Below are 20476 nucleotides of genomic sequence, written 5' to 3'. Positions count from 1 at the left end.
GGCTGGTTCGCTCAGCCCTGTTCCTGACCCGGCTCGAAATCCAGGGCAACCCCGTTCATGCAATAGCGAAGGCCCGTGGGCGCGGGGCCGTCCGGGAAGACATGGCCCAGATGGGCGTCGCACTTGGCGCAGCGCACCTCGGTGCGCGTCATCAGCAACGAGCGGTCGGTGTGCTCGTCCACCGCATCCGGCGAGATCGGCTTGAAGAAACTCGGCCAGCCGCTGCCCGATTCGTATTTGGTATCGGCATCGAAGAGCGGGGCGCCGCAGCAGACGCAATGAAAGACGCCTTCGCCCTTCACCGAATTGTACGGATGAGTAAAGGGCCGCTCCGTGCCGTGGCCGCGCGTGACCTGATACTGCTCAGGCGTGAGCTGCTCTTGCCACTGGGCCTCACTCTTCTGGATTTTGTCCGTCATCTTTTTCTCGACCTTTTTGCGTGTTTTGCCTCAACGGAGAAGTAGGTTGGAGGGCAGCGTACGCAAGCGGTGACATTCAACCGGCCCGGAAGCTTTTCGCTCGGAGCGGGAAACATGAACGTCAGCCGGCATCATAATTTTGTGAACCGGGGAAAACGGGGGCACGGTCAGGCTCGTCTATGTTGCGAGATCTTTCCTGATTGGCTAAACGTCTTGCCGACCTGCGACTAATTCGTGAAACCTTTTTTATTCGCAGGTTTGTCGCAGAAAAAACACTGGCAGAATACTGTCCTTCCCACTAAATGAATCATCGCCCGCGCGGCGATCATGAATTTGCGCTGCACCGCGCATTAGAAAGAGGAATAATATGGTGGACAACTTGGAGCAGGATAATTTGATCGAGCTCACCGCTGAGATTGTGTCGGCGTATGTTAGCAACAACAGCATCGCTTCAGCGGACTTGTCCAATCTGATCAACGACGTCCATGCCGCCCTGCAGCGTACTGCTGGCGGAACCTTCGAGCCCGAGCCGGAGCCGCAGCGTCCCGCCGTGCCGGTGAAGAAGTCGGTCAATTCCGATTTCATCATCTGCCTGGAGGATGGCAAGAAGTTCAAGTCGCTGAAGCGGCACCTGCGCACCCACTACAATCTCACGCCGGAAGAGTACCGCGAGAAGTGGGGCCTGCCCGCCGACTACCCGATGGTCGCGCCGAACTATGCCAAGGCCCGCTCCAAACTCGCGAAGGATATGGGACTCGGTCAGAAGCGCATCGGCTGATCCAGCCAAACGATCACTGTTCCAGGCGTCGGCTGAAAGGCCGACGCCTTTTTCTTATCCGCTCCAGCGTTTCCTGTTCGGCGAGATAGGCCTGCCTCAGCGCGATATGGCGGTTCAGGTCATATGTCCAATGCGCCGCCCGTGCCTTGCGCCTTTCCGAGCGGAGCGCCCGCTCCAGTCGAGCCAGGATTTCGGCCACCCCCTCTTCGCTGCCCAGCATCTCAGCCGTCGCCTCGGCGCGGATGAGCCCCGGCAGGTCGCGGGTGCGATCATAGGCCTGCGCCCCCGCCTGGAGGGCGCGCTCCACGGTCCGCTTCGCTTCTTCTTTCAGGCGTTGCTCGGCTTTCGCGAGCGCATTCCCAGCTTCCGCTTCAAACATCGTGTCCTGCTGCATGTGGTCTCGATGCAGCGATCCTCGCGTCGTTCGGGCGGTTGGGGATATCTTCGCCGAAGCTCCCCTGGTCCTGCCGGAACTTATCCCCTCTCGCAGCTTTCGGTTGTAACTAGGAACATATTCCTAAACCTGGGAGCGAGTTGTGGAGCGGGTTATTTCTGGAGAAGTGCGCCGTCCGGAGCGGCTGAAGGCCGATGCGATGAGCGCCTGTCGGGCGATCGAAGGCCTCGTCGGAACGGCGCTTGGGGTGAGCCTCTCCGACTTGCGGGGTGGCACGCGGGGCCGTGCTGAAATCGCCTTTGCCCGCCAGTGCGCGATGTATCTGGCGCATGTCGGGCTGGGGCTCTCGCCGACGGAGGTGGGCAAGCTCTTCCGGCGCGACCGGACAACCGTCTCGCATGGTTGCGCGGTCGTCGAGGATCGCCGCGACGATCCCAAGGTCGACCGCATCCTGAACTGTCTGGAGGCGGCGCTCGTCACCTGGCAGGACACCTTTCTCGGGAGTGCAGGCTGATGGCGGACCGCAGCGTGGAAGCGGCGATCGGCCGCCTGCTCGGGCTTCTTTGCGGAAAAGGAGAGGCATCGCTGCACCGGACTGCGGGGGGAGCCTACCGGCTGATGGTCGATGGTATGCCCCGGCAGGAATTGCCGGCTTTGCTGGTCGACGGGCTGGTGTCGCGCGGGTTGTTACGAAAGAGCGCTGATGGTGTGGTGAACGCGGACGCTTCGGCGATCAGTTGGCTGAGGCGCAACGCAAAGGGCGGCAACGGGGAGGGGGGCGAGGGTGGCGCTTCCGCTTACCTCAGCCAGCACGTGACGCTCGGCCGGGAGCGGATACTGGTCGACGACCGGTTCACGACCGTGACGGTCGACCGGGACGAAAGCCCGGTTGCGACGCTCGCCCGGCGCAAGGACCGCGACGGATCGCCGTTTCTGTCCCCCGCGGCGGTGCAGGCGGGGGAGCGGTTGCGTTCCGACTTCGAGCGGGGCCAGATGCGGCCGAGCGTGACGGCGAGCTGGTCGCCGACGCCGAAGGCCAGCCGACGATCCGGCGATGCGGGTGGCGTCGGAGACCTGACGGACGCGGCGCTGGCGGCCCGCATCCGATTTCAACGGGCACTCGACGCCATCGATCCGGGCTTCGTCGATATCGCCGTCGATGTCTGCTGCTTCCTGAAAGGACTGGAAGCGGTGGAGAAGGATGGCGAGATGCCGGCGCGTTCCGCCAAGGTCGTGCTCCGCATGGCGCTGGACGCGCTCGCCCGGCACTACGGCCTTTCTTCCCTTGCGGAGGGGCGAAGCCACAGTCGGACGCGGCATTGGGGAACGGACGATTACCGGCCGCTGATCTGACGGGGTGAGCGGCCGAGGTGCCTCAGGCCTGCGCGCGCTCCTTTTCAAACGCCCGGCGTGCATCGTGGCGGATGCGCTCCACCATGGAGGAAAGCCCGTTGGCGCGCTGCGATGTCAGGTGTTCGCGCAGGCCGAGTTCGCCGAAGATCTTCTCCGCATCGAGGTCGAGGATCTCGCGCGGGGAACGGTTGGAATAAAGATCGAGAAGGATCGCGACCAGCCCGCGCACGATGTGGGCGTCGCTGTCGCCGCGAAAACGCAGGGTGCCGTCCGCTTCGCTGTCCGGCACCAGCCAGACCTGGCTGGCGCAGCCGCGCACCTTGTTGCGCTCGGTCCGGTCTTCCTCCGGCAAAGGCGGCAGTGCCTTGCCGAGTTCGATGACGTAGCGGTAGCGATCCTCCCAATCGTCCAGAAGCGAAAAATCGTCGATCAGGGATTCGATGCTCATGATGGTGTCCGTCCGTTTGGGCGGAGAATAGGCACGCGGGCGCGGGCCGCCAAGGGCTGCGCCGGCGATCGTCGCGCCGCCGGAAATTTTTCGTCCGGTCCGGTGCCGATCAGCTCCGATGAGCGGATGCCGTCCAGCGTGGCGCAAGATCCGAGGGGGTGAGGGTGCCCAGCAAGGCCGGTTCGCCCTGGGACTGAGCACCCGTCCCGGCGGCATTCGCCGCGACGGCATCGGCGGTCGCGGTTTCCTCGTCATGTCCGGCCACTGTGTCCGACGCAGTACTCAGCCCGGCCGAAACGATGCTAGCGGCGGTGCCGAGCTTGCGGCCGAAAAGCACAAGCGTCTCACGGCTGGTCGCGCAAGCCTGCGGCTCGCGGGAGCACACATCGGTGACGTCCGCCAGCAGGTCACGGGCAGCAAAGGCGGAACGAAGCAGGCTGACCCGTGGCGCCGGAATGGCGCCGTCGGGAGAGGCGGGGAGAATCATGACGATCAGCCCGAGCCAGAAGAGTGAGCGCGCGATAAAAAACATCGTTGCCAATCCACGATGAACAACAATCAATATTAGCCCGTGTTTCGATAAGAACCGGTAAGTCGAAAGAATTCGAATCGATAGACCCCGGTTGGTCTCTGTTATCCTTTCCAAAAATTAAGCATGTTCTGGATATACCGTTTCTTAACCATGGCGGCGGGTTCTCCTTCTGGTGTGATGTATTTCGGCAACATGCCAGAGTTACTTCAGGGTTCATTAAAGAGGTGAATGCATTCCTGTTGCTCGAACGAACGAGCTTCAAGGGACCGTCGGATGAACGCCGACATGCCTCTGCAAAGCCGCTTTGAGCGGACCGCCTTCCAGGGCTCCTACGCGTCGGGTGTGACCTGGCTGACGGATGGCCTTACCGGCGAAACCCGGCCCGATCTCGCGCGCGCCCTGCGCCTGTCGGGCCTTGCCGCGCTGCTGGCGCTGCCGCTCAGCCTGATCGCCTCCGCTTCCTTCGAGGCGCCGGCCGCTGGCGCCTGCCTGATCGGCTGCTTTTATCTTCTCCCGTCCGTGCGCAAGGCAGGGCAGGCGAGCGCGGGGTGGCTGGTCGCCATGGCCGTGCCGGCCCTGCTGGTCGCCTGGGCGTTGGCCTCGATGGCCATCACGCACGGTCCCGTTCCGGTGCGCCTCGCCATGACCGCGATGGCGCTGCTTCTGGCCGCCTTGCCGACCCTGCTGCTGCATGTGGGGCAAGCCCCGGTGCGCGCCGCATCCTCCGGCGCCGAAAGCCTGAAAACCGCCGCATCGCAGGAGGAAAGCAAAGGCGTGGATCGAAGCTTCTCGTCATTTACCCATCAGGTTGCGCCGGATGTCGTTCCGCCCGACCTCGAGATCCGCTCCATCCAGGATCCTGCGGTGACGCTGCGGATCGAGGCGGTGACCTCCCTTCCCGCGATTGCCGCTCGTCTTGATACCGGCGCTTCGGACATCGCCCAGAGTTCCGCGGACGATGCCGCGCCCGCCACGCCGGAGCGAGAAGAGGAAGCTCCCGGCAACGCTCCCGGGGACCGGGACGAGCAGGGTCGCTGCAATGTCAACGAACAGGTCGATTTCGCCTTTCGCCTGCTGGCGCATGAGGCCGCAAGCCGGAATGTCCGCCTCGTCCAGCAGGCGGAGGAACAGGTGGATGCCGGCTGCGACGAGCGGGTCTGCCGGCAGATTCTTCTCAATCTCGTGGGCAATGCGATCAAGTTCGGCGGCCGCGACAGCACGGTCAACGTCCTCGTGCGTCGCATGAAAGGCACAGTGCTGGTACAAGTGGTCGATGAAGGTCCGGGGCTCAGCAACGAAGACTGTGCTACCGTGTTGGTGCCCTATTACCGGGGGGCGACGGACGAACCGGGGACGGGCCTCGGCCTGTCCATCGTGAATGATCTCGTGGAGGAATGTGGTGGCAGCATCGTTCTCAAGAACGGCGCAGACAAGGGGTTGGTCGTCAGTATCCGGCTCCCCCTCGTCTAGGTCGTCCAGAAAGAACGCATCGAAGAAGCAGGCAGCAGGGCTCGGCAAGCGTGTCGCCCTGATCGTCCTCGCACGCATGGCCACCCGGCGCGCCGCCGCCGTGGGCAGCCTGTCGCTGATCACGCTGGCGATCGTCACGAATGCAGTGTGGATGCAGGGCGGACGCCGGTCCGCGCCTTTGTTCGGGGGCGGGCATGCCGCCTCTGTTGCGTCCGCGCCAGCCAGGACGAGCGCACCCGCCACGACCGCACCGGCCCAGCCGGATGCCATGGTGGAACTGGTCCAGCGGGCTCTTGCCAAATCCGGTGCCTATACCGGCCCGACCGACGGCCTTTACGGCCCGGCCACGCGCGCCGCGATAGGCGACTTCCAGAAGAAGTCAGGCTTCGTGGTGACGGGCGTCGCAACGCCGGATCTCCTGGTGGCGATCCAAAACGCGCGCGGCCAGATCGCTTCCGTCGCTCCCGCGCCGGCAAGTCCGACCACCGCGCAGACAGCCCCGGCTCCAGCCGCGACCGGATCGCTGCCGCGCGCGCGGGCCGAACCCTCGGCCGCGACCCCGACGGCGGACACGGCGCTGATCCGCACCGTCCAGCAGGCGCTGTCGCACACCTCCTACGGACCTCTTACGGCCGACGGCATGATGGGTCCGCAGACGCGGGAAGCGATCGCCCGCTTCCAGAAGGACCGGCATCTGCCGGCCACCGGCGAGATCGACGACCGGCTTGTGGCCGCCCTCCGTACGTCTCACGCCATCAGCGAGAACTAAGCTGCGCCTCAGAACGGATTTCTGGATCGCGGCGTTGATCCGCCGTGCCCAGCAAGCGGGCGCCTTCGCGACCATCGCGCGGAAAGGCGCGTCGGAAAGCGGGGCGATTTTCGTCGCGGTCTACCGTCCGGACCGGTCCATCGACCTCTATGCGCCCGCACCACAGGCGATGCTCGACGATGACGGCGAGCGCCGTTTCATGCCGGTGCTGGCGGGCGCCGATGCGCTGGCCGTGGCGGATCGAATGGATTCGGAGACGCGCTTCGACAGCGATCTCTGGCAGGTCGATATCGACGACAACGAAGGGCGACCCTTCATCGAAGTCATCCCGGACCCGATGGCCTAGCGGCGTTTACAATCGCTTAACTATCCCCGGTGACAACTAGGCCGTGCAGTATCGGGCCCGATCAAGGAGGACCGGTCATGGCTCAGATTTTGTCGTTCAGGCCTCAGGTGCCCCGCCCACGCAGCCGGGATACGCGGGAAATCCGCGCCGAAGTCATCATCTTCCCCGGCATACGGGTCGAATATCACCCGGGCTGGCGTGCTCCGGACCCGCGAAACGGTATCCGCAACGGCGCCCCGGAAAACCAGCTTAGCCCCGGCCCGGCGGCCTGACGGGCTTTCCGGGCATAAGTGGCCGCGCGGTCGGGATGCGCATCTGCGGCGCGCCAAGAGGATTGTCGCTGTCCGTGCCCGGTGCCGAACCGGGAGGCGTCGTTCCGTCTGCCTGGCCGCCGGTCTGCGGCCGGGCGGCGGGCGGGACCTCGATCGGATGGCAGGTGGCGGTCTTCAGGATATCGCGGGCTTGCGTGCGGGCGGCGTCCGTCGGCGCGTAGAGCCGGAGCAGGGCGATCACGTCTTCATCGGGGCTTTGTACCAGGATGAGACGGTTGCGGTCGTCGGGCGCCGCGGCGCGCATCTGCTCGCTCTGCACGGGATCGGCGATCGTCATGTCGAGCTGACCGCCGACGGCGGTCCGATCGTTGACGCTGTAGAAGACGCTGCCGCTCTTGCGGAGCAAGGCCACCGACCAGAACCGGTCGCTGCTCCTGAACGAGAGATGCACCGGGCTGGCGGCCAGCGAGACCCGGCAGGAGCCGTAGACGAAGAGGGGATCCAGCCCCGGAACCGGCTCCAGCCAGTTCTTGGCTTCCGGCACTTCGGCAAAGCCGCCCGCCTTGGCATAGACCGCAAGCCGCGCCCAGACCCCCGCGGGTGAATAAGGCGGGATCAGGAAGATCGTCGCGAGATGGATGATGCCGGAGAGAAGCAGCACCGCGACCGTGAAGACCGCGATGCGAGCGGTGACCCGCGAGGCAAGGCTCGGGCGGGGGAGGCGGCGCGCTGCGGCTTCCAGCCGGCGGGATCGATTGCTGGCGCTGCGCCAGTTCTGTGCAAGGCTCAGCAATGGACGCGCTCGACATCGGGCATGACAAGGGTCGTCAGCGCGGTCACCACGCGGGCGGTGGTATCGTAGAGCCGGAAGACGAGGCGGATCCGTCCGGTGCCGCTGGTCGAGAGCCAGTTGCCGGATTGCGGCGCGGAGGAAAGCGCGATGCTGAACGACCCGTCGGACGCGCGCAGGATCGCGTCGCTGCCGATGGAGTGGACGAGGTCGGACGAGCCGTCGGCCGGACTGCCGTTCTCGTTCTCCACCGTCATCGTCCACAGCCGCGCCGGCGGGGTGGTGCCATGCACACGGTAGGTGCAGGCGCCGTCGATCGGCTGGCCGGAACTGTCGGTGCGCGCCAGAAGCGACAGGCCCTCGCCGGGGCCGAGCGGCACCTCGCCGGTGCGGGCGGCGCGCGCCTCGGAATAAGGATCGGCTTCGTCGGTGCCGGAACGCGGCCAGGCCTGCCAGGGGCCGATGCTGATGGCATCGATCGGCGTCGGCGAGCGGACGGTCAGCCACGCCGACCCCAGCCCCAGGAACAGGGACAGGAGGAGGGCGGCGATACAGGGGATCAGGATACGCAGACGCACGAGAACGAACGGCCTAGTCTGCGGTCGGAAGCTGGAGAGCCGCTTCCCTCAGGGGGGGAGGGGTCCTGGCGGCACGACGGAACTGCTGCTCCATCTGGCCGAGGGTTCCGACCAGCGGTGCGGGCAGGCGCGCGACGCCGATCTGTTCGCCGCCGTTCAACGCCGGCATGGAGGCATTGGCGGTTGCCGCGTCCTCGCGGGCATCCGATGGCGGTGCAAGGCCGGGCAGCGGCTTGATCTCCACATAGGCATGGGCGACGCGCATGTATTTCTGCCAGGTCTCCGCCGGAAGCGTGCCGCCGGTCATCCGGTTCATCTTCTTGTAGTTGTCGTTGCCGAACCAGACGGTGGTCACGTAATTGCCGGTATAGCCGCAGAACCAGGCGTCGCGATAATCCTGCGCCGTGCCGGTCTTGCCGGCGGCATTGATGCCGGGCAGGTGGGCGCGCCGCGCGGTGCCGTTTTCCACGACATTGTGCATCATATCCACCATGCCGAGCACGGTGGAGGGCTTCAGCACCCGGACCGGCGCCGGCAGGTCCTTGCCGGCATTCCAGACGATCTTTCCATCCGGCGTGCGGACATCGATCAGGGCGTGGGGCGTGATGCGGAAGCCGCCATTGGCGAAGACGGAATAGCCGGTCGCCTGATCGAGGACGGAAACCTCCGAGGTGCCCAGCGGCAGCGAGCGCGTGACGCGGATCGGCGTGGCGACGCCCATCCTCTTCGCGAGGTCGGCGATGGGCTGCCGGCCGGTCATGGTGGAAAGCCGCACGGCGACCGTGTTGATGGAGTGGGTGAGGCCGGTCTTCAGGTTGATGTGCCCCATGTAGGTGTGTTCGAAATTCTGGGGCGACCAGTTGCCGATGGTGATGGGCGCGTCGACGATCGGGGTCGCCGGCGTCATGCCCTGCTCCAGCGCGGTGGCGTAGACATAGGGCTTGAACGAGGAGCCGGGCTGGCGAAGCGCGTTCACGGCGCGATTGAAGGTGGATTCGCCGTAGTCCCGACCGCCCACCATGGCGCGCACGCTGCCGTCCGGCTCCATGGAAACCATGGCCGCCTGCTTCACGTCGTAGGCTTCGCCCTTTTCGCGCAAGGAGGATTCGATCGCCGCTTCCGCCGCCTTCTGCAAGCGCATGTCGATGGTGGTGCGGGCGATCAACACCTTCTGCGTGCCGGTGACGTTCTTCTTCACCTCGTCGAACGCCCAATCGAGGAAATAGTCCGGCGACGAGCTTTCGGTGCGCTGGACGGGGGTCGCAGGGTTGAGACGGGCGCCGATGACCTGTCCTTCCGTCATGAAGCCGGCCTGGACCATGTTGCTGAGCACGTCGTTGGCGCGCGCGCGGGCGGCCGGCAGGTTGATATGCGGGGCGTATTTCGTCGGTGCCTTGAAGAGGCCGGCCAGCATCGCGCATTCGGCAAGGCTCAGGTCCTGCACCTTCTTGCCGAAATAGAAGTCGGCCGCTGCCGCGACGCCGAAGGTGCCGCCGCCCATGTAGGCCCGGTTCAGGTAGAGCGTCAGGATCTCGCGCTTGGAAAGGTTGGCCTCCAGCCAGAGCGCCAGATAGGCTTCCTTGATCTTCCTCTCCAGCGTTCGTTCGTTGGAGAGGAAGACGTTCTTGGCCAGCTGCTGCGTCAGCGAGGAGCCGCCCTGCACCACGCCGCCCGCGCGCGCATCCTCGCTGATGGCGCGGAGCGTGCCGATGATGTCGATGCCGAAATGGTCGAAGAAGCGCCGGTCCTCGGTGGACAGCAGCGCCTTGATGAAATTATCCGGGATATCGGCGAGCTGGACGGTGCTGTCCTGCAGCACGCCGCGGCGACCGATCACATTGCCGTAGCGGTCGAGAAAGGTGACGGCGTACTCGCCCTGACTGCGCCAGTCCTTCTTGACCGCGTCGAAGGCGGGCAGCGCGAAGGCGAGCAGCACCAGGAGGCCGGCGACGCCGAGGGTTGCCGATTCCGACGCGATTTCGGCCAGCGCGCGAGAAAATCCGTGCACGCGGAAGCGGCGCATGAAAATAACCAGTCGCTCGTAGTTGCGGCCGAGCGACTGGCCTCCTTCATAAAGGGTGGAGTCCAGCCAGGCGTCGAACTCGAGTGCGCGAAACCAGCGTCGTTTCCCACGGCTTCTGAAAAGATCGCGCATCTTGACACTCCGGGAGCCGGTGGGAGACGCCGGCCGAGCCCACGGCCCTGAATTTGACTATAAATAGGTCGAACGCAAGCAATGTACGGATGCGACAGACTGGCATGGCAGGTTTGAAAGATGACTGAACAAGGCTTCTGGCGAACCAAGACTCTTGAGGATATGTCGCCCGCCGAGTGGGAATCGCTCTGCGACGGCTGCGGCCGCTGCTGCCTCAACAAGCTGGAAGACTGGGAAACCGGGGAGATCGCCTGGACGGATGTCGCCTGCCGACTGCTCGATGGCCAGAGCTGCCGCTGTTCCGATTACCACAACCGGCTGGAGGCCATTCCCGACTGCGTGCCGCTGAACCCGGAAACCGTCCGCAGCCTGACATGGCTGCCGCCCACCTGCGGCTACCGCCTCGTGGCGGAAGGCCGGGACCTTTATTGGTGGCACCCGCTGGTTTCCGGAGAGGCCGATACGGTGCACGCGGCCGGCATGTCTGTGCGCGGGCGCACGATAAGCGAGGATCTTGTCCCCGCCGAAGAGCTGGAAGAGCGGATCGTGACCTGGCCGGAAGAAACGGAAGCACGGCCCCGCCTGGCCGATCTGAAGGAAAAACTGAGTACCCTCAAGGACTAAGCAGGGGAGATCCAGTTCTGGGACTTTTTTCTTGAAGCGATAGGAAGAAAGTCCTTGACCGGCGTACGCTGGTTTTGTAGGTTTCGGTCATGGTCAGACGGTTGCGTCTGGCGACACATGCTTCCCCGACATTCTGGATGGTGAGCGGACCGGCTTCTGGCACGGGCCGCTTTTGGCGTTCATGGCATCTGCACAGGCAATCGACTGGGCGGCGCTTCGCCGTGCCTATGAGGCGCGCGAGGGCACGATCGCCGGACTTTGCCGCACCTTCGGCATCAGCGCAGGGCAATTCCGCTACCGCCGCGCCCGGGAAGAATGGCGGCGGCAGCCGACCGGGACGGCGGCCGTGGTTCCGCCGGAAGCGGCCGCCACGCCGCAGGACATCCACGAGCGTCTTTATCGTTCGCTGGAAGCTCAGCTTTCACAACTGGAGGAGAAGGCCGATGTCGGTTTCGACGAAGGCGACGCGCGGCATGTCGCGGAAATCGCCAAGGCCATGGCGCAGATGAGCAAGCTCGAAACCGCCACGCGCGAGGGCGCCGGCGCGTCCCGGAAGACAAAGGGACAGCAGCCTGAGCATGGAGACAACGACGCCGGAGAACGAGCCTGGATGCGCGACGAACTCAAGCGTCGACTTGCGCGCCTTCGTGGCGCGGCCCGGTTGGCAGGAGCTGCTGGCGGGAAAGACTGACGGCGAGATCGAGGACTGGCTCTTTCGCTGGTCTCTCTGGGCCCGGTCCGACCAGCTGCCGCCGGACGGCGACTGGACGACATGGATGCTGCTCGGCGGGCGCGGCGCCGGCAAGACGCGGGCCGGGGCGGAATGGATCCGCGGCATGGCGCTCGGCCTGCCGCCGTTCTCCGCCGCGCCCGTCGGTCGTATCGCGCTGGTGGGCGAGACGCTGGGCGACGTCCGTGAGGTGATGGTGGACGGGATCTCCGGCCTCCTGGCCATCCATCCGCCGGGGGAGCGACCGCAATGGAGCACGTCGCGCCGCCGCCTGGAATGGCCGAACGGCTCCATCGCGCAGGCCTTCTCCTCGGAAGATCCGGAAAGCCTGCGCGGCCCGCAATTCGGCGCGGCCTGGTGCGACGAGCTGGCGAAATGGCGCTATGCGGAGGAAACCTGGGACATGCTGCAGTTCGGCTTGCGGCTGGGCGACCGGCCCCGGCAGGTCGTGACCTCGACGCCGCGGCCCATCCCGCTTCTGAAGCGGCTGATCGAGGACCCCGCGACGGTGATCTCCCGGGCCGGCACGGACGCCAACCGCGAGCATCTGGCGGCGGCCTTCCTGACGGCCGTTACCGAGCGCTATGGCGGCACGCGGCTTGGCCGGCAGGAACTTGCGGGCGAAATCATCAACGACCGGCCGGATGCGCTCTGGCAACGCGACCGGCTGGAGGCGCTGCGGGTGAAGAGCGCGCCGGATCTCGTTCGCGTGGTGGTCGGCGTCGATCCGCCCGCCACCTCGGGGGAACGGGCGGACGCCTGCGGGATCGTGGCGGTCGGGATCGCGGCCGACGGAACCGGCTACGTGCTCGCCGATGCCAGCATGCAGGGCTTGTCGCCCGCCGGCTGGGCTCGGCGCGCCGTGGATCTCTGCCACCGGCTGGATGCGGATCGCATCGTCGCCGAGGTGAACCAGGGCGGCGACATGGTGGAGGCGCTGATCCGCCAGGCCGACGAGAGCGTGTCTGTCACCAAGGTTCGGGCGACCAGGGGCAAGTGGCTTCGGGCCGAACCGGTCGCCGCGCTCTACGAACAGGGCAGGATGCGCCATGTCGGCGCTTTCCCCGCGCTGGAGGACGAGATGTGTGATTTTTCGTTGGGCGGTCTCTCCTCTGGCCGCTCGCCGGACCGGCTCGACGCGCTGGTCTGGGCGACCACGTCGCTGATGCTCGGCCGCGAGGCGGAGGTCCGCTTGCGACGGCTCTGAACCTGCTTCGACACGTTCGACACGGCGGCCGCGGGCCGCCTTTTCTGTTTCTGGAGATGGGAGACATCATGCTCCGCTGGTTGACCTCGCGGCCGGCGCGCTCAAGCGCGTCCGGCCTTTCGCCGCTTGGGCGGCAACCGCCGCAGACGGCAGCAAAGGAGCGGCAGTCACCGCAAACGGAGGCGAAAGCTTCCCGCGCCGGGCCGGCCATCGCCGTCTACAGCACGGGCCGGGCGCTCTGGACGCCGCGCGACTACGCGGCGCTCGCCCGCGCTGGCTACATGCGAAATCCCGTGGTGCATCGCGCCGTGCGGATGATTTCGGAAGCGGCGGCATCTGTTCCGTGGCTGCTCTACGAGGGGCGGCGGGAGATCACCGAACATCCGCTGCTCTCGCTGCTCTCGCGCCCCAACACCCGCCAGTCCGGCAACGACTTCCTGGAGGCGGTCTACGGCTTCCTGCTCGTTTCCGGCAACGCCTATATCGAAGCGGTGACGCTGGGCGACGACGTTCGCGAGCTGCACGCGCTGCGGCCGGACCGGATGACCATCGTGCCGGACGGGGAGGGCTGGCCGGCAGCCTTCGAATACCGCGCCAACGGCCAGAGCGTCCGCTTCGAGCAGGACGGTGACGGGGCGATCCCGCCGATCCTGCATGTGATGCAGTTTCATCCGCTCGACGATCATTACGGCTTTCCTCCGCTGGAAGCCGCGCAGACGAGCCTGGATACCCACAACGCGGCAAGCTTCTGGAACAAGGCGCTCCTGGACAACGCGGCGCGCCCGTCCGGTGCGCTGGTCTATGAGGGGCGGGACGGGGCGAACCTTTCGGAAGAACAGTTCGAACGTCTGCGCGACGAGCTGGAAGCCAATTTCCAGGGCGCGGCCAATGCGGGCCGTCCGCTGCTCCTGGAAGGCGGGCTGGAATGGCGGGCGATGAGCCTGAGCCCCCAGGAAATGGACTTCATGGAGGCCAAGAACGGCGCGGCGCGGGAAATCGCGCTGGCCTTCGGCATCCCGCCCATGCTGCTCGGCATTCCCGGCGACAACACCTACTCCAACTACAAGGAAGCGAACGTCGCCTTCTGGCGCCAGACGGTGCTGCCGCTGGTCGGCCGTGCGTCGCAGGCGCTCGGCGGCTGGCTCGGACCCGCCTACGGCGACGGGCTCCGCCTCTGGTACGACGCCGACCAGATCCCGGCGCTCTCCTCCGAGCGGGACGCGTTGTGGGCGCGGGTGCAGGCGGTCGAATTCCTCAGCCGCGACGAGAAGCGAGAGGCCGTGGGCTACGGCCGGGCCGGGCAGGATTGAGGAACCCTCGGGAGGGGCTGACATGCCCGACGTGACGCAGACTTTCATCGACCGGGGAGACCTTGCCCATCTCGCGCTCTTTCTGTGGGCCACGAGTTCGTCCGGCCTGCTGGTCTGGGCGCTGAAGGAGCTCGCCGCCGCCAATCGCCGGTTCGATCATTTCGTCAACGAGATCACCCGGCTGAACCAGGTCTTCCGGGACCATTCCTGACCACTCCCAACACCGGGAATCCCAAATGATGCGGTTTTTCAGGTCGCTCCGGCGCAAGCCGGTCGATCATTCATCCGTCTTTGCCGAATTTTCGCTGCGGCTCGCCTGGATCGTGATGTCGCGGCAACCGCCGGCCGAAATCCGCCCGCCGCGCTTCCGGATCGTCCGATGACCCGGCGCGCCCGAAAGATATCCGCGCGCGAGGTGAAGTTCGCGCCGATCGACCTCACTGCCGTGGAGCAGGATGGCACCTTCTCCGGCTATGCCAGCCTCTTCGGCGAGGAGGACCTCGGCCGCGACGTCGTGATGCCCGGCGCGTTCACCAAGTCGCTGTCGGCGCGCGGTGCTTCCGGCGTCCGCATGCTGTTTCAGCACGATCCGAACGAGCCGATCGGTGTCTGGGACGAGATCCGCGAGGATGCCCGTGGCCTCTTCGTGCGCGGACGCCTCACCGTGGAAGCCGCCAAGGCGCGCGAGGTGCTGTCGCTGATGCGGGCCGGCGCGCTGGACGGGCTCTCCATCGGCTTCCGCACGATCCGCAGTCGCGCCGACGCCAAGTCCGGTGTTCGCCGCCTGCTGGAGGTCGATCTCTGGGAGATCTCCGTCGTGACGTTCCCCATGCAGCCCTCGGCCCGCATCTCCGCCGTCAAGGCGGTGTTCCCCCAATCAGCCCGGCTCGCGGCAACGATCCGCCGTGCCGCCCGCCTGATGCAATCCTGAACGGAGACACGAATGAACCTTGCCAACAGCATCGCTCCCGAAACCAAGGCCGCCGAGCCGCCGACCTCTCTGGATGTCGTGAACGCTTTCGACGAGTTCATGTCGGCCTTCGAGAGCTTCAAGGATTCCAACGACGAGCGCCTCGGCCAGATCGAGCGCCGCATCGGCGGCACCGATGTGGTTACCGAGGAGAAGGTCGCCCGCATCAGCCTGGCGCTCGACCGGCAGAAGGAAACGCTGGATCGCCTCGTCCTGAAGAACCGCCGCCCCGCCTTGGGCGGTGCCGGCCGCTCCGCCGTCGACGTGTCCGAGCACAAGGCGGCCTTCGAGGCCTATGTCCGCCATGGCGACATGGCCGGCCTGAAGCGGCTGGAAGCCAAGGCGATGTCGGCCAGCGCCGATGCCGACGGCGGCTATCTCGTGCCGGTGGAAACGGCGAGCGAGATCGACAGCCGGCTGGCCGCGATCTCGCCGATCCGCTCCATCGCGCAGGTCCGGCAGGTTTCCACCAATCTTTACCGCAAGCCCTTCGCCACCTCCGGCACGGTGGTCGGCTGGGTCGGCGAGACGGAAAGCCGCCCGCAGACCGACACTCCGACGCTGGTGGATCTCGAATTCCCGGTGATGGAGCTCTACGCCATGCCGGCGGCGACCCAGACGCTGCTCGACGATTCCGCCGTGGATCTCGACCAGTGGCTGGCGAGCGAGGTGGATGTCGCCTTCGCCGAGCAGGAAGGCGCGGCGTTCGTCAGCGGTGACGGCAACAAGAAGCCGAAGGGCTTCCTGAGCTATCCGACCGTGGACGAAAGCGCCTGGGCCTGGGGTTCGCTCGGCACGATCTCCACCGGAGCGGCCGGCGAGTTCGCCGCGTCGAATGCTTCCGACGTGCTGGTCGACGCGATCTACGCGCTGAAGGCCGGTTATCGCCAGAATGCCAATTGGGTGATGAACCGCAAGGTGCAGGCGGAGATCCGCAAGCTCAAGGACGCCGACGGCAACTATCTCTGGTCGCCGCCCTCCACCGCCGATGCCCGCGCCACGCTGATGAACTTCCCGATCGTGGAAGCGGAGGACATGCCGGACCTCGCTGCCGGAAGTTCGTCGGTGGCGTTCGGCGACTTCAGCCGCGGCTACCTGATCGTCGACCGGCTGGGCGTGCGGGTGCTCCGCGATCCCTACAGCCAGAAGCCCTACGTCCTTTTCTACACGACCAAGCGCGTGGGCGGCGGCGTGCTCGACTTCGACGCGATCAAGCTCATCCGCTTCGGCACGGTCTGACCCCTCCCGCTCCTCCCTCCGGTCGCCCTTCGTCCACCGGGGGTGAACCGTGCTGAACGCGGCCCGCCGATCCCCTTCGGCGGGCCGCTCCTTTTCCGGAGAGAAACAATGAAACGCATGCTCCTGTCCGGTCCCGTGACCGAGCCGCTGCTGGTGCCGGAGATGAACGCGCATCTCCGCCTCGACGGCCATGACGAGGACGACCTGGTCGGCGCGCTGATCGCCGCCGCCCGCGTGGCGGTGGAAACGGAGATCCGCCGCGTGCTGATCTCGCAGCGATGGCGGATCGCCTTCGAGCACTGGCCGCGCCACGGCATCCTCTTGCCGGTGCCGCCGCTGCTCTCGGTCGACGCGGTCCGGCAGATCGGATTCGACGGCACGACGACCGCGTTCGATCCGGCGAGCTTCGAAGTGGACGAAAGTGCCGGCATCGTGCTGCCCGGCGACATCGCGCTGAACGGCCGCGGCTTCGAGATCGACTACACCGCCGGCTACGGCCGCTCCGGGCTCGATGTGCCGCAACCCTTGCGGCAGGCCATGCGAATGCTTGTGACGCACTGGTACGAGCATCGCTCCGCGACCATCCTGGGCGACAGCGTGGCTTCCACGCCGGAAGGCTACCGTCCGCTGGTCGCGCCCTATCGCCGGATGGCGCTGTGCTGAGCCGGGCGGGCGCAAGCGCGCCGGGGCGGCTCGGTCATCGCGTCACCCTTGAAAGAGCATCCGGCGTATCCGATGGCGCGGGCGGTCGGTCGTCCAGCTGGAAGACCGTCGCGAAGCTCTGGGCGGAGGTCGTGCCGACCGGCTCCGACGAGCAGGCGGTCGGGGAGGGCACATCCAGCGTCATCACGCACAAGATCACGCTGCGTGGCGGCCAGCGGCTTGCTGCCGGCGACCGGTTGAGGCTCGGCCAGCGCCTGTTCTGGATCGAGGCGATCACCGATCCGGCCGAGGACGGGCGCTTCATCGTCTGCCTCGCGCGGGAAGAACGGGGGATCGCGCCATGAGCGGAACCTTCGCAGGCCTGGCGTTGCAGAAGGCCGTCTATGCCGCTCTCTCCAGCGACGCTCTCCTCGTGACGCTGCTCGGCGGCAGCCGGATCTATGACGAGGTCCCGCGCAATGCCGCGGCGCCTTACGTCCATCTGGGCGAAATGACCGCCAGCGACTGGTCGACGAGCACGGAGGAGGGGGCGGAGATCGCCTTCGCGCACGCCGTGTGGACCCGCGATCCCGGCCGCAGCTCCGGCCTCGCCATCGCCGAGCGGCTGGTAGAGCTGTTGCACGAGGCGGATCTCCCGCTCGACGGGCATCGGCTCGTCAATCTCCGTCACACGAAGACCGAAACATCGCGGGCGGAAAAGCCGGCGGGACGGCGCACGCTGGTGCGCTTTCGCGCCGTGACCGAACCGCAGACCTAGGAGCAACCATGGGCGCGCAAAGAGGCAAGGACCTGCTGCTGAAGCTCGATTTCGAGCAGGACGGCACCTTCAATACCGTCGCGGGCATCCGCTCGCGCAAGCTGACCTTCAATGCCGAGACGGTCGATATCACCAATTCCGACAGCGCCGGCCGCTGGCGCGAACTCCTCGACGGGGCCGGCGTTCGCCGCGCCAGCGTATCGGGCTCGGGGCTCTTCAAGGACGCCTCGTCCGATGCGAGCGTTCGCGAACTCTTCTTCGATGGCGCGATCCGCACCTGGCAGATCGTCATCCCGGATTTCGGCACCGTATCCGGTCCGTTCCAGCTCACCAGCGTGGAATATGCCGGCGAGCATGACGGCGAAGTCACCTACGACCTCGCGCTGGAATCCGCCGGTGCGATCGCCTTCGAGGCTGCCTGATGGCGAACCGGCAACGCGGTGAGATCGATGCCGTCCTCGACGGTCAACGCCGTACGCTCTGCCTGACCTTGGGCGCGCTGGCTGAACTGGAGGCGAGCTTCGGCGCCGGCGACCTCGTTGGCCTGGCGCAGCGCTTTGGCGAAGGCCGGCTTTCCGCGCGCGACATGATCCGCATCATCGGCTCTGCCCTGCGCGGGGCCGGCGAGCCCGTCTCCGATGACGAGGTCGCGGCGATGCGCGTCGACGGCGGTGCGGCGGGCTTTGCCCGGATCGTGGCGGATCTGATCGACGTGACGTTCTCCGATCCCGGCAACCCGGAGGCGGGCGGGGCCGGCGCAAACCCTCAGCCGCCGCAGGCCGCATACTAGAAGCTCCCCCTCAGCTGCTTCCCTGGAAGGAGCTGATGACGCTGGGCTTCGCGGTGCTGCGGCTTGCCCCGAGCGACTTCTGGAGCATGACCCCGCGCGAGATCGAGGCCGTCGTCCGGCCCTATGCGGCCGCTGCGGGCACCTCCTTCACACGGGCGGGACTGAACCAGCTTCTCGCGCGCTTCCCTGATCGAAAGGACACGAACCATGGCCGATGACAGCGTCGATGTCGGCGTGAATGTCGACACCAAGTCGCTGCAGGACTCGCTTTCCGGGTTGCAGGGCGTCGCCGATACGTTCGGCAAGTCGATGACGAAGGCGTTCAGCCAGTCCGTCACCGAAGGCAAGAAGCTCGACGACGTCGTCAAGTCGGTCGGCGAGCGGCTTTCCTCCAAGGCATTGACCTCCGCCCTTCAGCCAATTTCCAGCGGCATCAGTACGGCGGTCACGAGCATTCTCGGCGGCATCACCGGGACGGCCTTCGCGAAGGGCGGTGTCGTCAGCAAGTTCGCCTCGGGCGGCGTCGTGTCCTCGCCCACGGTTTTTCCGATGGGATCTGGCGTAGGCCTGATGGGGGAGGCGGGATCGGAAGCGATCATGCCGCTGACGCGCGGCTCCGATGGCAGCCTCGGCGTTCGCACCGCCGGCGGGGGAACGGGATCCAACGTCACCTTCAACGTAACCACCAGGGATGCCGACAGCTTCCGCCGCTCGCAGACCGATCTCTCGGCCATGCTGGTGCGCACGATGAAGCGCGGTCAGCGGGGGCTCTGAGGCATGGCTGCGAACTTTCACGAGATACGCTTCCCCCTGGCGATCGCCTTCGGCTCGACCGGGGGGCCGGAGCGACAGACGGAAATCGTCACGCTGAATTCCGGCTATGAGGAGCGGAACGCGCGCTGGGCGGATTCCCGCCGCCGCTACAATGCGGGCACCGGCGTCCATGCGCTGGCCGACCTGCATACGCTGTCCGCCTTTTTCGAGGAGCGGCGGGGTCGGCTTTATGGTTTCCGATGGCGCGACCGGACGGACTGGAAGTCCTGTGCACCGGACAAGGAGCCACAGCCGACGGACCAGACGCTTGGCACAGGCGATGGAGCGACGAAGAGCTTCCGGCTCGCCAAGGTCTACGGCGCGAGCTTCGCGCCCTGGATGCGGGCGATCGCCAAGCCGGTCGACGGGTCGGTCCGCGTGGCGTTGGGCGGGGTCGAACAGGTCGCGGGCTGGTCCGTCGAGACGACCACCGGCCTCGTCAGCTTCGATGCGGCTCCCGCGAACGGCGTCGCGATCACGGCCGGCTTCCTTTTCGACGTGCCCGTCCGCTTCGACACCGACAGCCTGTCCATCGACCTCTCCAGCTTCGCCGCCGGCGAGGCTCCGAGCGTTCCCATTGTGGAGATCCGGTTATGAAGACGCTGCCTTTGGGCCTGCAGGCGCATCTGGACGGCGGTGCGACGACGCTGTGCTGGTGCTGGAAGCTGGTGCGCACCGATGGGGTGGTGCTGGGCTTCACCGACCACGACCGCGATCTCACGGTGGAGGGGGTGACGTACGCGGCGGCGAGCGGCTTCACGGCTTCCGAGGCGAAGAGTTCGCTGGGGCTCTCCGTCGACGATCTGGAGGTCGACGGCGCGCTCTCCTCCGACAGCCTGACGGAAGCGGACCTGCTGGCGGGCCTCTGGGACAATGCGGCGATCGAGCTTCGCCGCGTCAACTGGGCCGATCCGGGGCAGGCGGTGATCATGCGGACCGGCAATGTCGGCGAGGTCCGGCGGGGCTCGCTGGCCTTCACCGCCGAGCTTCGCGGCATGGCGCATGAACTGGGGCAGGAGATCGGCCGCGTCTTCTCCTATTCCTGCGACGCCAATCTGGGCGATGCGCG

Annotated in this window: 29 protein-coding genes; 22 read left to right on the top strand and 7 right to left on the bottom strand. The window is 66.4% G+C overall.

Going from position 1 to position 20476, the window contains the following annotated elements; translation table 11 throughout:
- Window positions 1-11: 11 nt before the first annotated feature.
- Window positions 12-419 (bottom strand): peptide-methionine (R)-S-oxide reductase MsrB, encoded by a 408-nt coding sequence (gene msrB / locus BMY25_RS15525; RefSeq protein WP_092498191.1) that lies wholly within the window; start codon window positions 417-419, stop codon window positions 12-14.
- Between the two features lie 367 nt (window positions 420-786).
- On the opposite strand from msrB, the gene BMY25_RS15520 reads away from it, so the two are divergent.
- A complete protein-coding gene (locus BMY25_RS15520) occupies window positions 787-1197 on the top strand; it encodes a Ros/MucR family transcriptional regulator (protein WP_092498189.1) in 411 nt (136 codons plus the stop codon).
- 13 nt (window positions 1198-1210) lie between these two features.
- Here BMY25_RS15520 and BMY25_RS15515 read toward each other — a convergent pair whose 3' ends face one another.
- Window positions 1211-1591, bottom strand: a complete 381-nt coding sequence (locus BMY25_RS15515; RefSeq protein ID WP_092498187.1) for a DUF6477 family protein — start codon at window positions 1589-1591, stop codon at window positions 1211-1213.
- 142 nt (window positions 1592-1733) lie between these two features.
- On the opposite strand from BMY25_RS15515, the gene BMY25_RS15510 reads away from it, so the two are divergent.
- Window positions 1734-2105 carry a helix-turn-helix domain-containing protein gene (locus tag BMY25_RS15510; protein ID WP_238858375.1) on the top strand — a complete coding sequence of 124 codons (372 nt, stop codon included), beginning with the start codon at window positions 1734-1736 and terminating at the stop codon, window positions 2103-2105.
- Window positions 2105-2944, top strand: a complete 840-nt coding sequence (locus BMY25_RS15505) for a DUF6456 domain-containing protein (protein ID WP_092498185.1) — start codon at window positions 2105-2107, stop codon at window positions 2942-2944. The genes BMY25_RS15510 and BMY25_RS15505 overlap by 1 nt, the downstream gene beginning before the upstream one ends.
- A gap of 22 nt (window positions 2945-2966) precedes the next feature.
- Here BMY25_RS15505 and BMY25_RS15500 read toward each other — a convergent pair whose 3' ends face one another.
- Together BMY25_RS15500 and BMY25_RS15495 are read right to left on the bottom strand one after the other, a co-directional pair.
- Window positions 2967-3392 carry a SufE family protein gene (locus BMY25_RS15500; RefSeq protein WP_092498183.1) on the bottom strand — a complete coding sequence of 142 codons (426 nt, stop codon included), beginning with the start codon at window positions 3390-3392 and terminating at the stop codon, window positions 2967-2969.
- 109 nt (window positions 3393-3501) lie between these two features.
- Window positions 3502-3924, bottom strand: a complete 423-nt coding sequence (locus BMY25_RS15495) for a DUF5330 domain-containing protein (protein WP_092498181.1) — start codon at window positions 3922-3924, stop codon at window positions 3502-3504.
- Window positions 3925-4209: 285 nt separating this feature from the next.
- Between BMY25_RS15495 and BMY25_RS15490 the strand changes: the two genes are divergently transcribed.
- The 3 genes from BMY25_RS15490 (at window position 4210) to BMY25_RS15480 (ending at window position 6509) form a co-directional block, all read left to right on the top strand.
- On the top strand, window positions 4210-5394 hold the full coding sequence (locus tag BMY25_RS15490; protein ID WP_177176889.1) for a sensor histidine kinase: 1185 nt from the start codon (window positions 4210-4212) through the stop codon (window positions 5392-5394).
- 76 nt (window positions 5395-5470) lie between these two features.
- Window positions 5471-6163 (top strand): peptidoglycan-binding domain-containing protein, encoded by a 693-nt coding sequence (locus tag BMY25_RS15485; RefSeq protein WP_177176888.1) that lies wholly within the window; start codon window positions 5471-5473, stop codon window positions 6161-6163.
- A complete protein-coding gene (locus tag BMY25_RS15480; RefSeq protein ID WP_255365509.1) occupies window positions 6120-6509 on the top strand; it encodes a DUF1491 family protein in 390 nt (129 codons plus the stop codon). Before BMY25_RS15485 ends, BMY25_RS15480 begins: the two co-directional genes overlap by 44 nt.
- 249 nt (window positions 6510-6758) lie before the next feature.
- Here the strand turns inward: BMY25_RS15480 and BMY25_RS15475 are convergent, their stop codons facing one another.
- From BMY25_RS15475 to BMY25_RS15465, 3 genes are read right to left on the bottom strand one after another with little or no spacing between them, the layout of a single operon-like run.
- A complete protein-coding gene (locus BMY25_RS15475; protein ID WP_092498175.1) occupies window positions 6759-7574 on the bottom strand; it encodes a DUF1254 domain-containing protein in 816 nt (271 codons plus the stop codon).
- Window positions 7568-8149, bottom strand: a complete 582-nt coding sequence (locus BMY25_RS15470; protein WP_092498173.1) for a DUF1214 domain-containing protein — start codon at window positions 8147-8149, stop codon at window positions 7568-7570. Before BMY25_RS15470 ends, BMY25_RS15475 begins: the two co-directional genes overlap by 7 nt.
- Window positions 8150-8162: 13 nt before the next feature.
- Window positions 8163-10304, bottom strand: coding sequence for a transglycosylase domain-containing protein (locus tag BMY25_RS15465; protein ID WP_092498171.1), 2142 nt, complete (start codon window positions 10302-10304; stop codon window positions 8163-8165).
- A 120-nt stretch (window positions 10305-10424) separates the two neighbouring features.
- Here BMY25_RS15465 and BMY25_RS15460 point away from each other — a divergent pair, with 120 nt between their 5' ends.
- From BMY25_RS15460 to BMY25_RS15385, 16 genes are all read left to right on the top strand, one after another.
- Window positions 10425-10928, top strand: coding sequence for a YcgN family cysteine cluster protein (locus BMY25_RS15460; protein ID WP_092498169.1), 504 nt, complete (start codon window positions 10425-10427; stop codon window positions 10926-10928).
- A gap of 181 nt (window positions 10929-11109) precedes the next feature.
- A complete protein-coding gene (locus BMY25_RS15455) occupies window positions 11110-11619 on the top strand; it encodes a hypothetical protein (protein ID WP_092498167.1) in 510 nt (169 codons plus the stop codon).
- Window positions 11564-12865 (top strand): DNA-packaging protein, encoded by a 1302-nt coding sequence (locus BMY25_RS15450; protein WP_428976976.1) that lies wholly within the window; start codon window positions 11564-11566, stop codon window positions 12863-12865. Before BMY25_RS15455 ends, BMY25_RS15450 begins: the two co-directional genes overlap by 56 nt.
- Before the next feature lie 68 nt (window positions 12866-12933).
- Window positions 12934-14175 carry a phage portal protein gene (locus BMY25_RS15445; protein ID WP_092498393.1) on the top strand — a complete coding sequence of 414 codons (1242 nt, stop codon included), beginning with the start codon at window positions 12934-12936 and terminating at the stop codon, window positions 14173-14175.
- Between the two features lie 22 nt (window positions 14176-14197).
- Window positions 14198-14386, top strand: coding sequence for a hypothetical protein (locus BMY25_RS15440; protein WP_092498163.1), 189 nt, complete (start codon window positions 14198-14200; stop codon window positions 14384-14386).
- A gap of 168 nt (window positions 14387-14554) precedes the next feature.
- A complete protein-coding gene (locus BMY25_RS15435) occupies window positions 14555-15106 on the top strand; it encodes an HK97 family phage prohead protease (RefSeq protein ID WP_092498161.1) in 552 nt (183 codons plus the stop codon).
- 12 nt (window positions 15107-15118) lie between these two features.
- On the top strand, window positions 15119-16384 hold the full coding sequence (locus BMY25_RS15430; protein ID WP_092498159.1) for a phage major capsid protein: 1266 nt from the start codon (window positions 15119-15121) through the stop codon (window positions 16382-16384).
- Between the two features lie 108 nt (window positions 16385-16492).
- Window positions 16493-17047, top strand: a complete 555-nt coding sequence (locus tag BMY25_RS15425; RefSeq protein WP_092498157.1) for a head-tail connector protein — start codon at window positions 16493-16495, stop codon at window positions 17045-17047.
- Entirely contained in the window at window positions 17041-17391 is a 351-nt protein-coding gene (locus tag BMY25_RS15420) for a phage head closure protein (RefSeq protein WP_177176887.1), read from the top strand. Before BMY25_RS15425 ends, BMY25_RS15420 begins: the two co-directional genes overlap by 7 nt.
- Window positions 17388-17804: a DUF3168 domain-containing protein gene (locus tag BMY25_RS15415; protein ID WP_092498155.1), complete on the top strand. Its 417-nt coding sequence runs from the start codon at window positions 17388-17390 to the stop codon at window positions 17802-17804. The genes BMY25_RS15420 and BMY25_RS15415 overlap by 4 nt, the downstream gene beginning before the upstream one ends.
- Before the next feature lie 8 nt (window positions 17805-17812).
- Window positions 17813-18226 (top strand): phage major tail protein, TP901-1 family, encoded by a 414-nt coding sequence (locus BMY25_RS15410; RefSeq protein WP_092498153.1) that lies wholly within the window; start codon window positions 17813-17815, stop codon window positions 18224-18226.
- On the top strand, window positions 18226-18594 hold the full coding sequence (locus tag BMY25_RS15405; protein WP_092498151.1) for a gene transfer agent family protein: 369 nt from the start codon (window positions 18226-18228) through the stop codon (window positions 18592-18594). Before BMY25_RS15410 ends, BMY25_RS15405 begins: the two co-directional genes overlap by 1 nt.
- Window positions 18588-18812, top strand: coding sequence for a rcc01693 family protein (locus BMY25_RS15400; protein WP_346432154.1), 225 nt, complete (start codon window positions 18588-18590; stop codon window positions 18810-18812). The genes BMY25_RS15405 and BMY25_RS15400 overlap by 7 nt, the downstream gene beginning before the upstream one ends.
- On the top strand, window positions 18802-19368 hold the full coding sequence (locus BMY25_RS15395; protein ID WP_092498147.1) for a phage tail tape measure protein: 567 nt from the start codon (window positions 18802-18804) through the stop codon (window positions 19366-19368). The genes BMY25_RS15400 and BMY25_RS15395 overlap by 11 nt, the downstream gene beginning before the upstream one ends.
- Before the next feature lie 3 nt (window positions 19369-19371).
- Window positions 19372-20004 (top strand): DUF2460 domain-containing protein, encoded by a 633-nt coding sequence (locus BMY25_RS15390; RefSeq protein ID WP_092498145.1) that lies wholly within the window; start codon window positions 19372-19374, stop codon window positions 20002-20004.
- Window positions 20001-20476 (top strand): DUF2163 domain-containing protein (locus BMY25_RS15385; protein WP_143061992.1); only part of this gene is annotated, 476 nt, incomplete at its 3' end. The genes BMY25_RS15390 and BMY25_RS15385, both read left to right, overlap by 4 nt.

It is taken from the genome of Faunimonas pinastri, from assembly GCF_900110915.1.
GTDB lineage: Bacteria > Pseudomonadota > Alphaproteobacteria > Rhizobiales > Afifellaceae > Faunimonas > Faunimonas pinastri.
Note: the sequence above shows the minus strand (reverse complement) of the source record. Positions and strands in the feature narration are given on the sequence as shown.

Bases quoted from the DNA above. Each gene is read 5' to 3' on its own strand.
- msrB (WP_092498191.1), bottom strand. From the start codon at position 419: ATGACGGACAAAATCCAGAAGAGTGAGGCCCAGTGGCAAGAGCAGCTC.
- BMY25_RS15520 (WP_092498189.1), top strand. From the start codon at position 787: ATGGTGGACAACTTGGAGCAGGATAATTTGATCGAGCTCACCGCTGAG.
- BMY25_RS15515 (WP_092498187.1), bottom strand. From the start codon at position 1,591: ATGCAGCAGGACACGATGTTTGAAGCGGAAGCTGGGAATGCGCTCGCG.
- BMY25_RS15505 (WP_092498185.1), top strand. From the start codon at position 2,105: ATGGCGGACCGCAGCGTGGAAGCGGCGATCGGCCGCCTGCTCGGGCTT.
- BMY25_RS15500 (WP_092498183.1), bottom strand. From the start codon at position 3,392: ATGAGCATCGAATCCCTGATCGACGATTTTTCGCTTCTGGACGATTGG.
- BMY25_RS15495 (WP_092498181.1), bottom strand. From the start codon at position 3,924: ATGTTTTTTATCGCGCGCTCACTCTTCTGGCTCGGGCTGATCGTCATG.
- BMY25_RS15490 (WP_177176889.1), top strand. From the start codon at position 4,210: ATGCCTCTGCAAAGCCGCTTTGAGCGGACCGCCTTCCAGGGCTCCTAC.
- BMY25_RS15485 (WP_177176888.1), top strand. From the start codon at position 5,471: ATGGCCACCCGGCGCGCCGCCGCCGTGGGCAGCCTGTCGCTGATCACG.
- BMY25_RS15465 (WP_092498171.1), bottom strand. From the start codon at position 10,304: ATGCGCGATCTTTTCAGAAGCCGTGGGAAACGACGCTGGTTTCGCGCA.
- BMY25_RS15460 (WP_092498169.1), top strand. From the start codon at position 10,425: ATGACTGAACAAGGCTTCTGGCGAACCAAGACTCTTGAGGATATGTCG.
- BMY25_RS15455 (WP_092498167.1), top strand. From the start codon at position 11,110: ATGGCATCTGCACAGGCAATCGACTGGGCGGCGCTTCGCCGTGCCTAT.
- BMY25_RS15445 (WP_092498393.1), top strand. From the start codon at position 12,934: ATGCTCCGCTGGTTGACCTCGCGGCCGGCGCGCTCAAGCGCGTCCGGC.
- BMY25_RS15440 (WP_092498163.1), top strand. From the start codon at position 14,198: ATGCCCGACGTGACGCAGACTTTCATCGACCGGGGAGACCTTGCCCAT.
- BMY25_RS15435 (WP_092498161.1), top strand. From the start codon at position 14,555: ATGACCCGGCGCGCCCGAAAGATATCCGCGCGCGAGGTGAAGTTCGCG.
- BMY25_RS15430 (WP_092498159.1), top strand. From the start codon at position 15,119: ATGAACCTTGCCAACAGCATCGCTCCCGAAACCAAGGCCGCCGAGCCG.
- BMY25_RS15425 (WP_092498157.1), top strand. From the start codon at position 16,493: ATGAAACGCATGCTCCTGTCCGGTCCCGTGACCGAGCCGCTGCTGGTG.
- BMY25_RS15415 (WP_092498155.1), top strand. From the start codon at position 17,388: ATGAGCGGAACCTTCGCAGGCCTGGCGTTGCAGAAGGCCGTCTATGCC.
- BMY25_RS15410 (WP_092498153.1), top strand. From the start codon at position 17,813: ATGGGCGCGCAAAGAGGCAAGGACCTGCTGCTGAAGCTCGATTTCGAG.
- BMY25_RS15405 (WP_092498151.1), top strand. From the start codon at position 18,226: ATGGCGAACCGGCAACGCGGTGAGATCGATGCCGTCCTCGACGGTCAA.
- BMY25_RS15395 (WP_092498147.1), top strand. From the start codon at position 18,802: ATGGCCGATGACAGCGTCGATGTCGGCGTGAATGTCGACACCAAGTCG.
- BMY25_RS15390 (WP_092498145.1), top strand. From the start codon at position 19,372: ATGGCTGCGAACTTTCACGAGATACGCTTCCCCCTGGCGATCGCCTTC.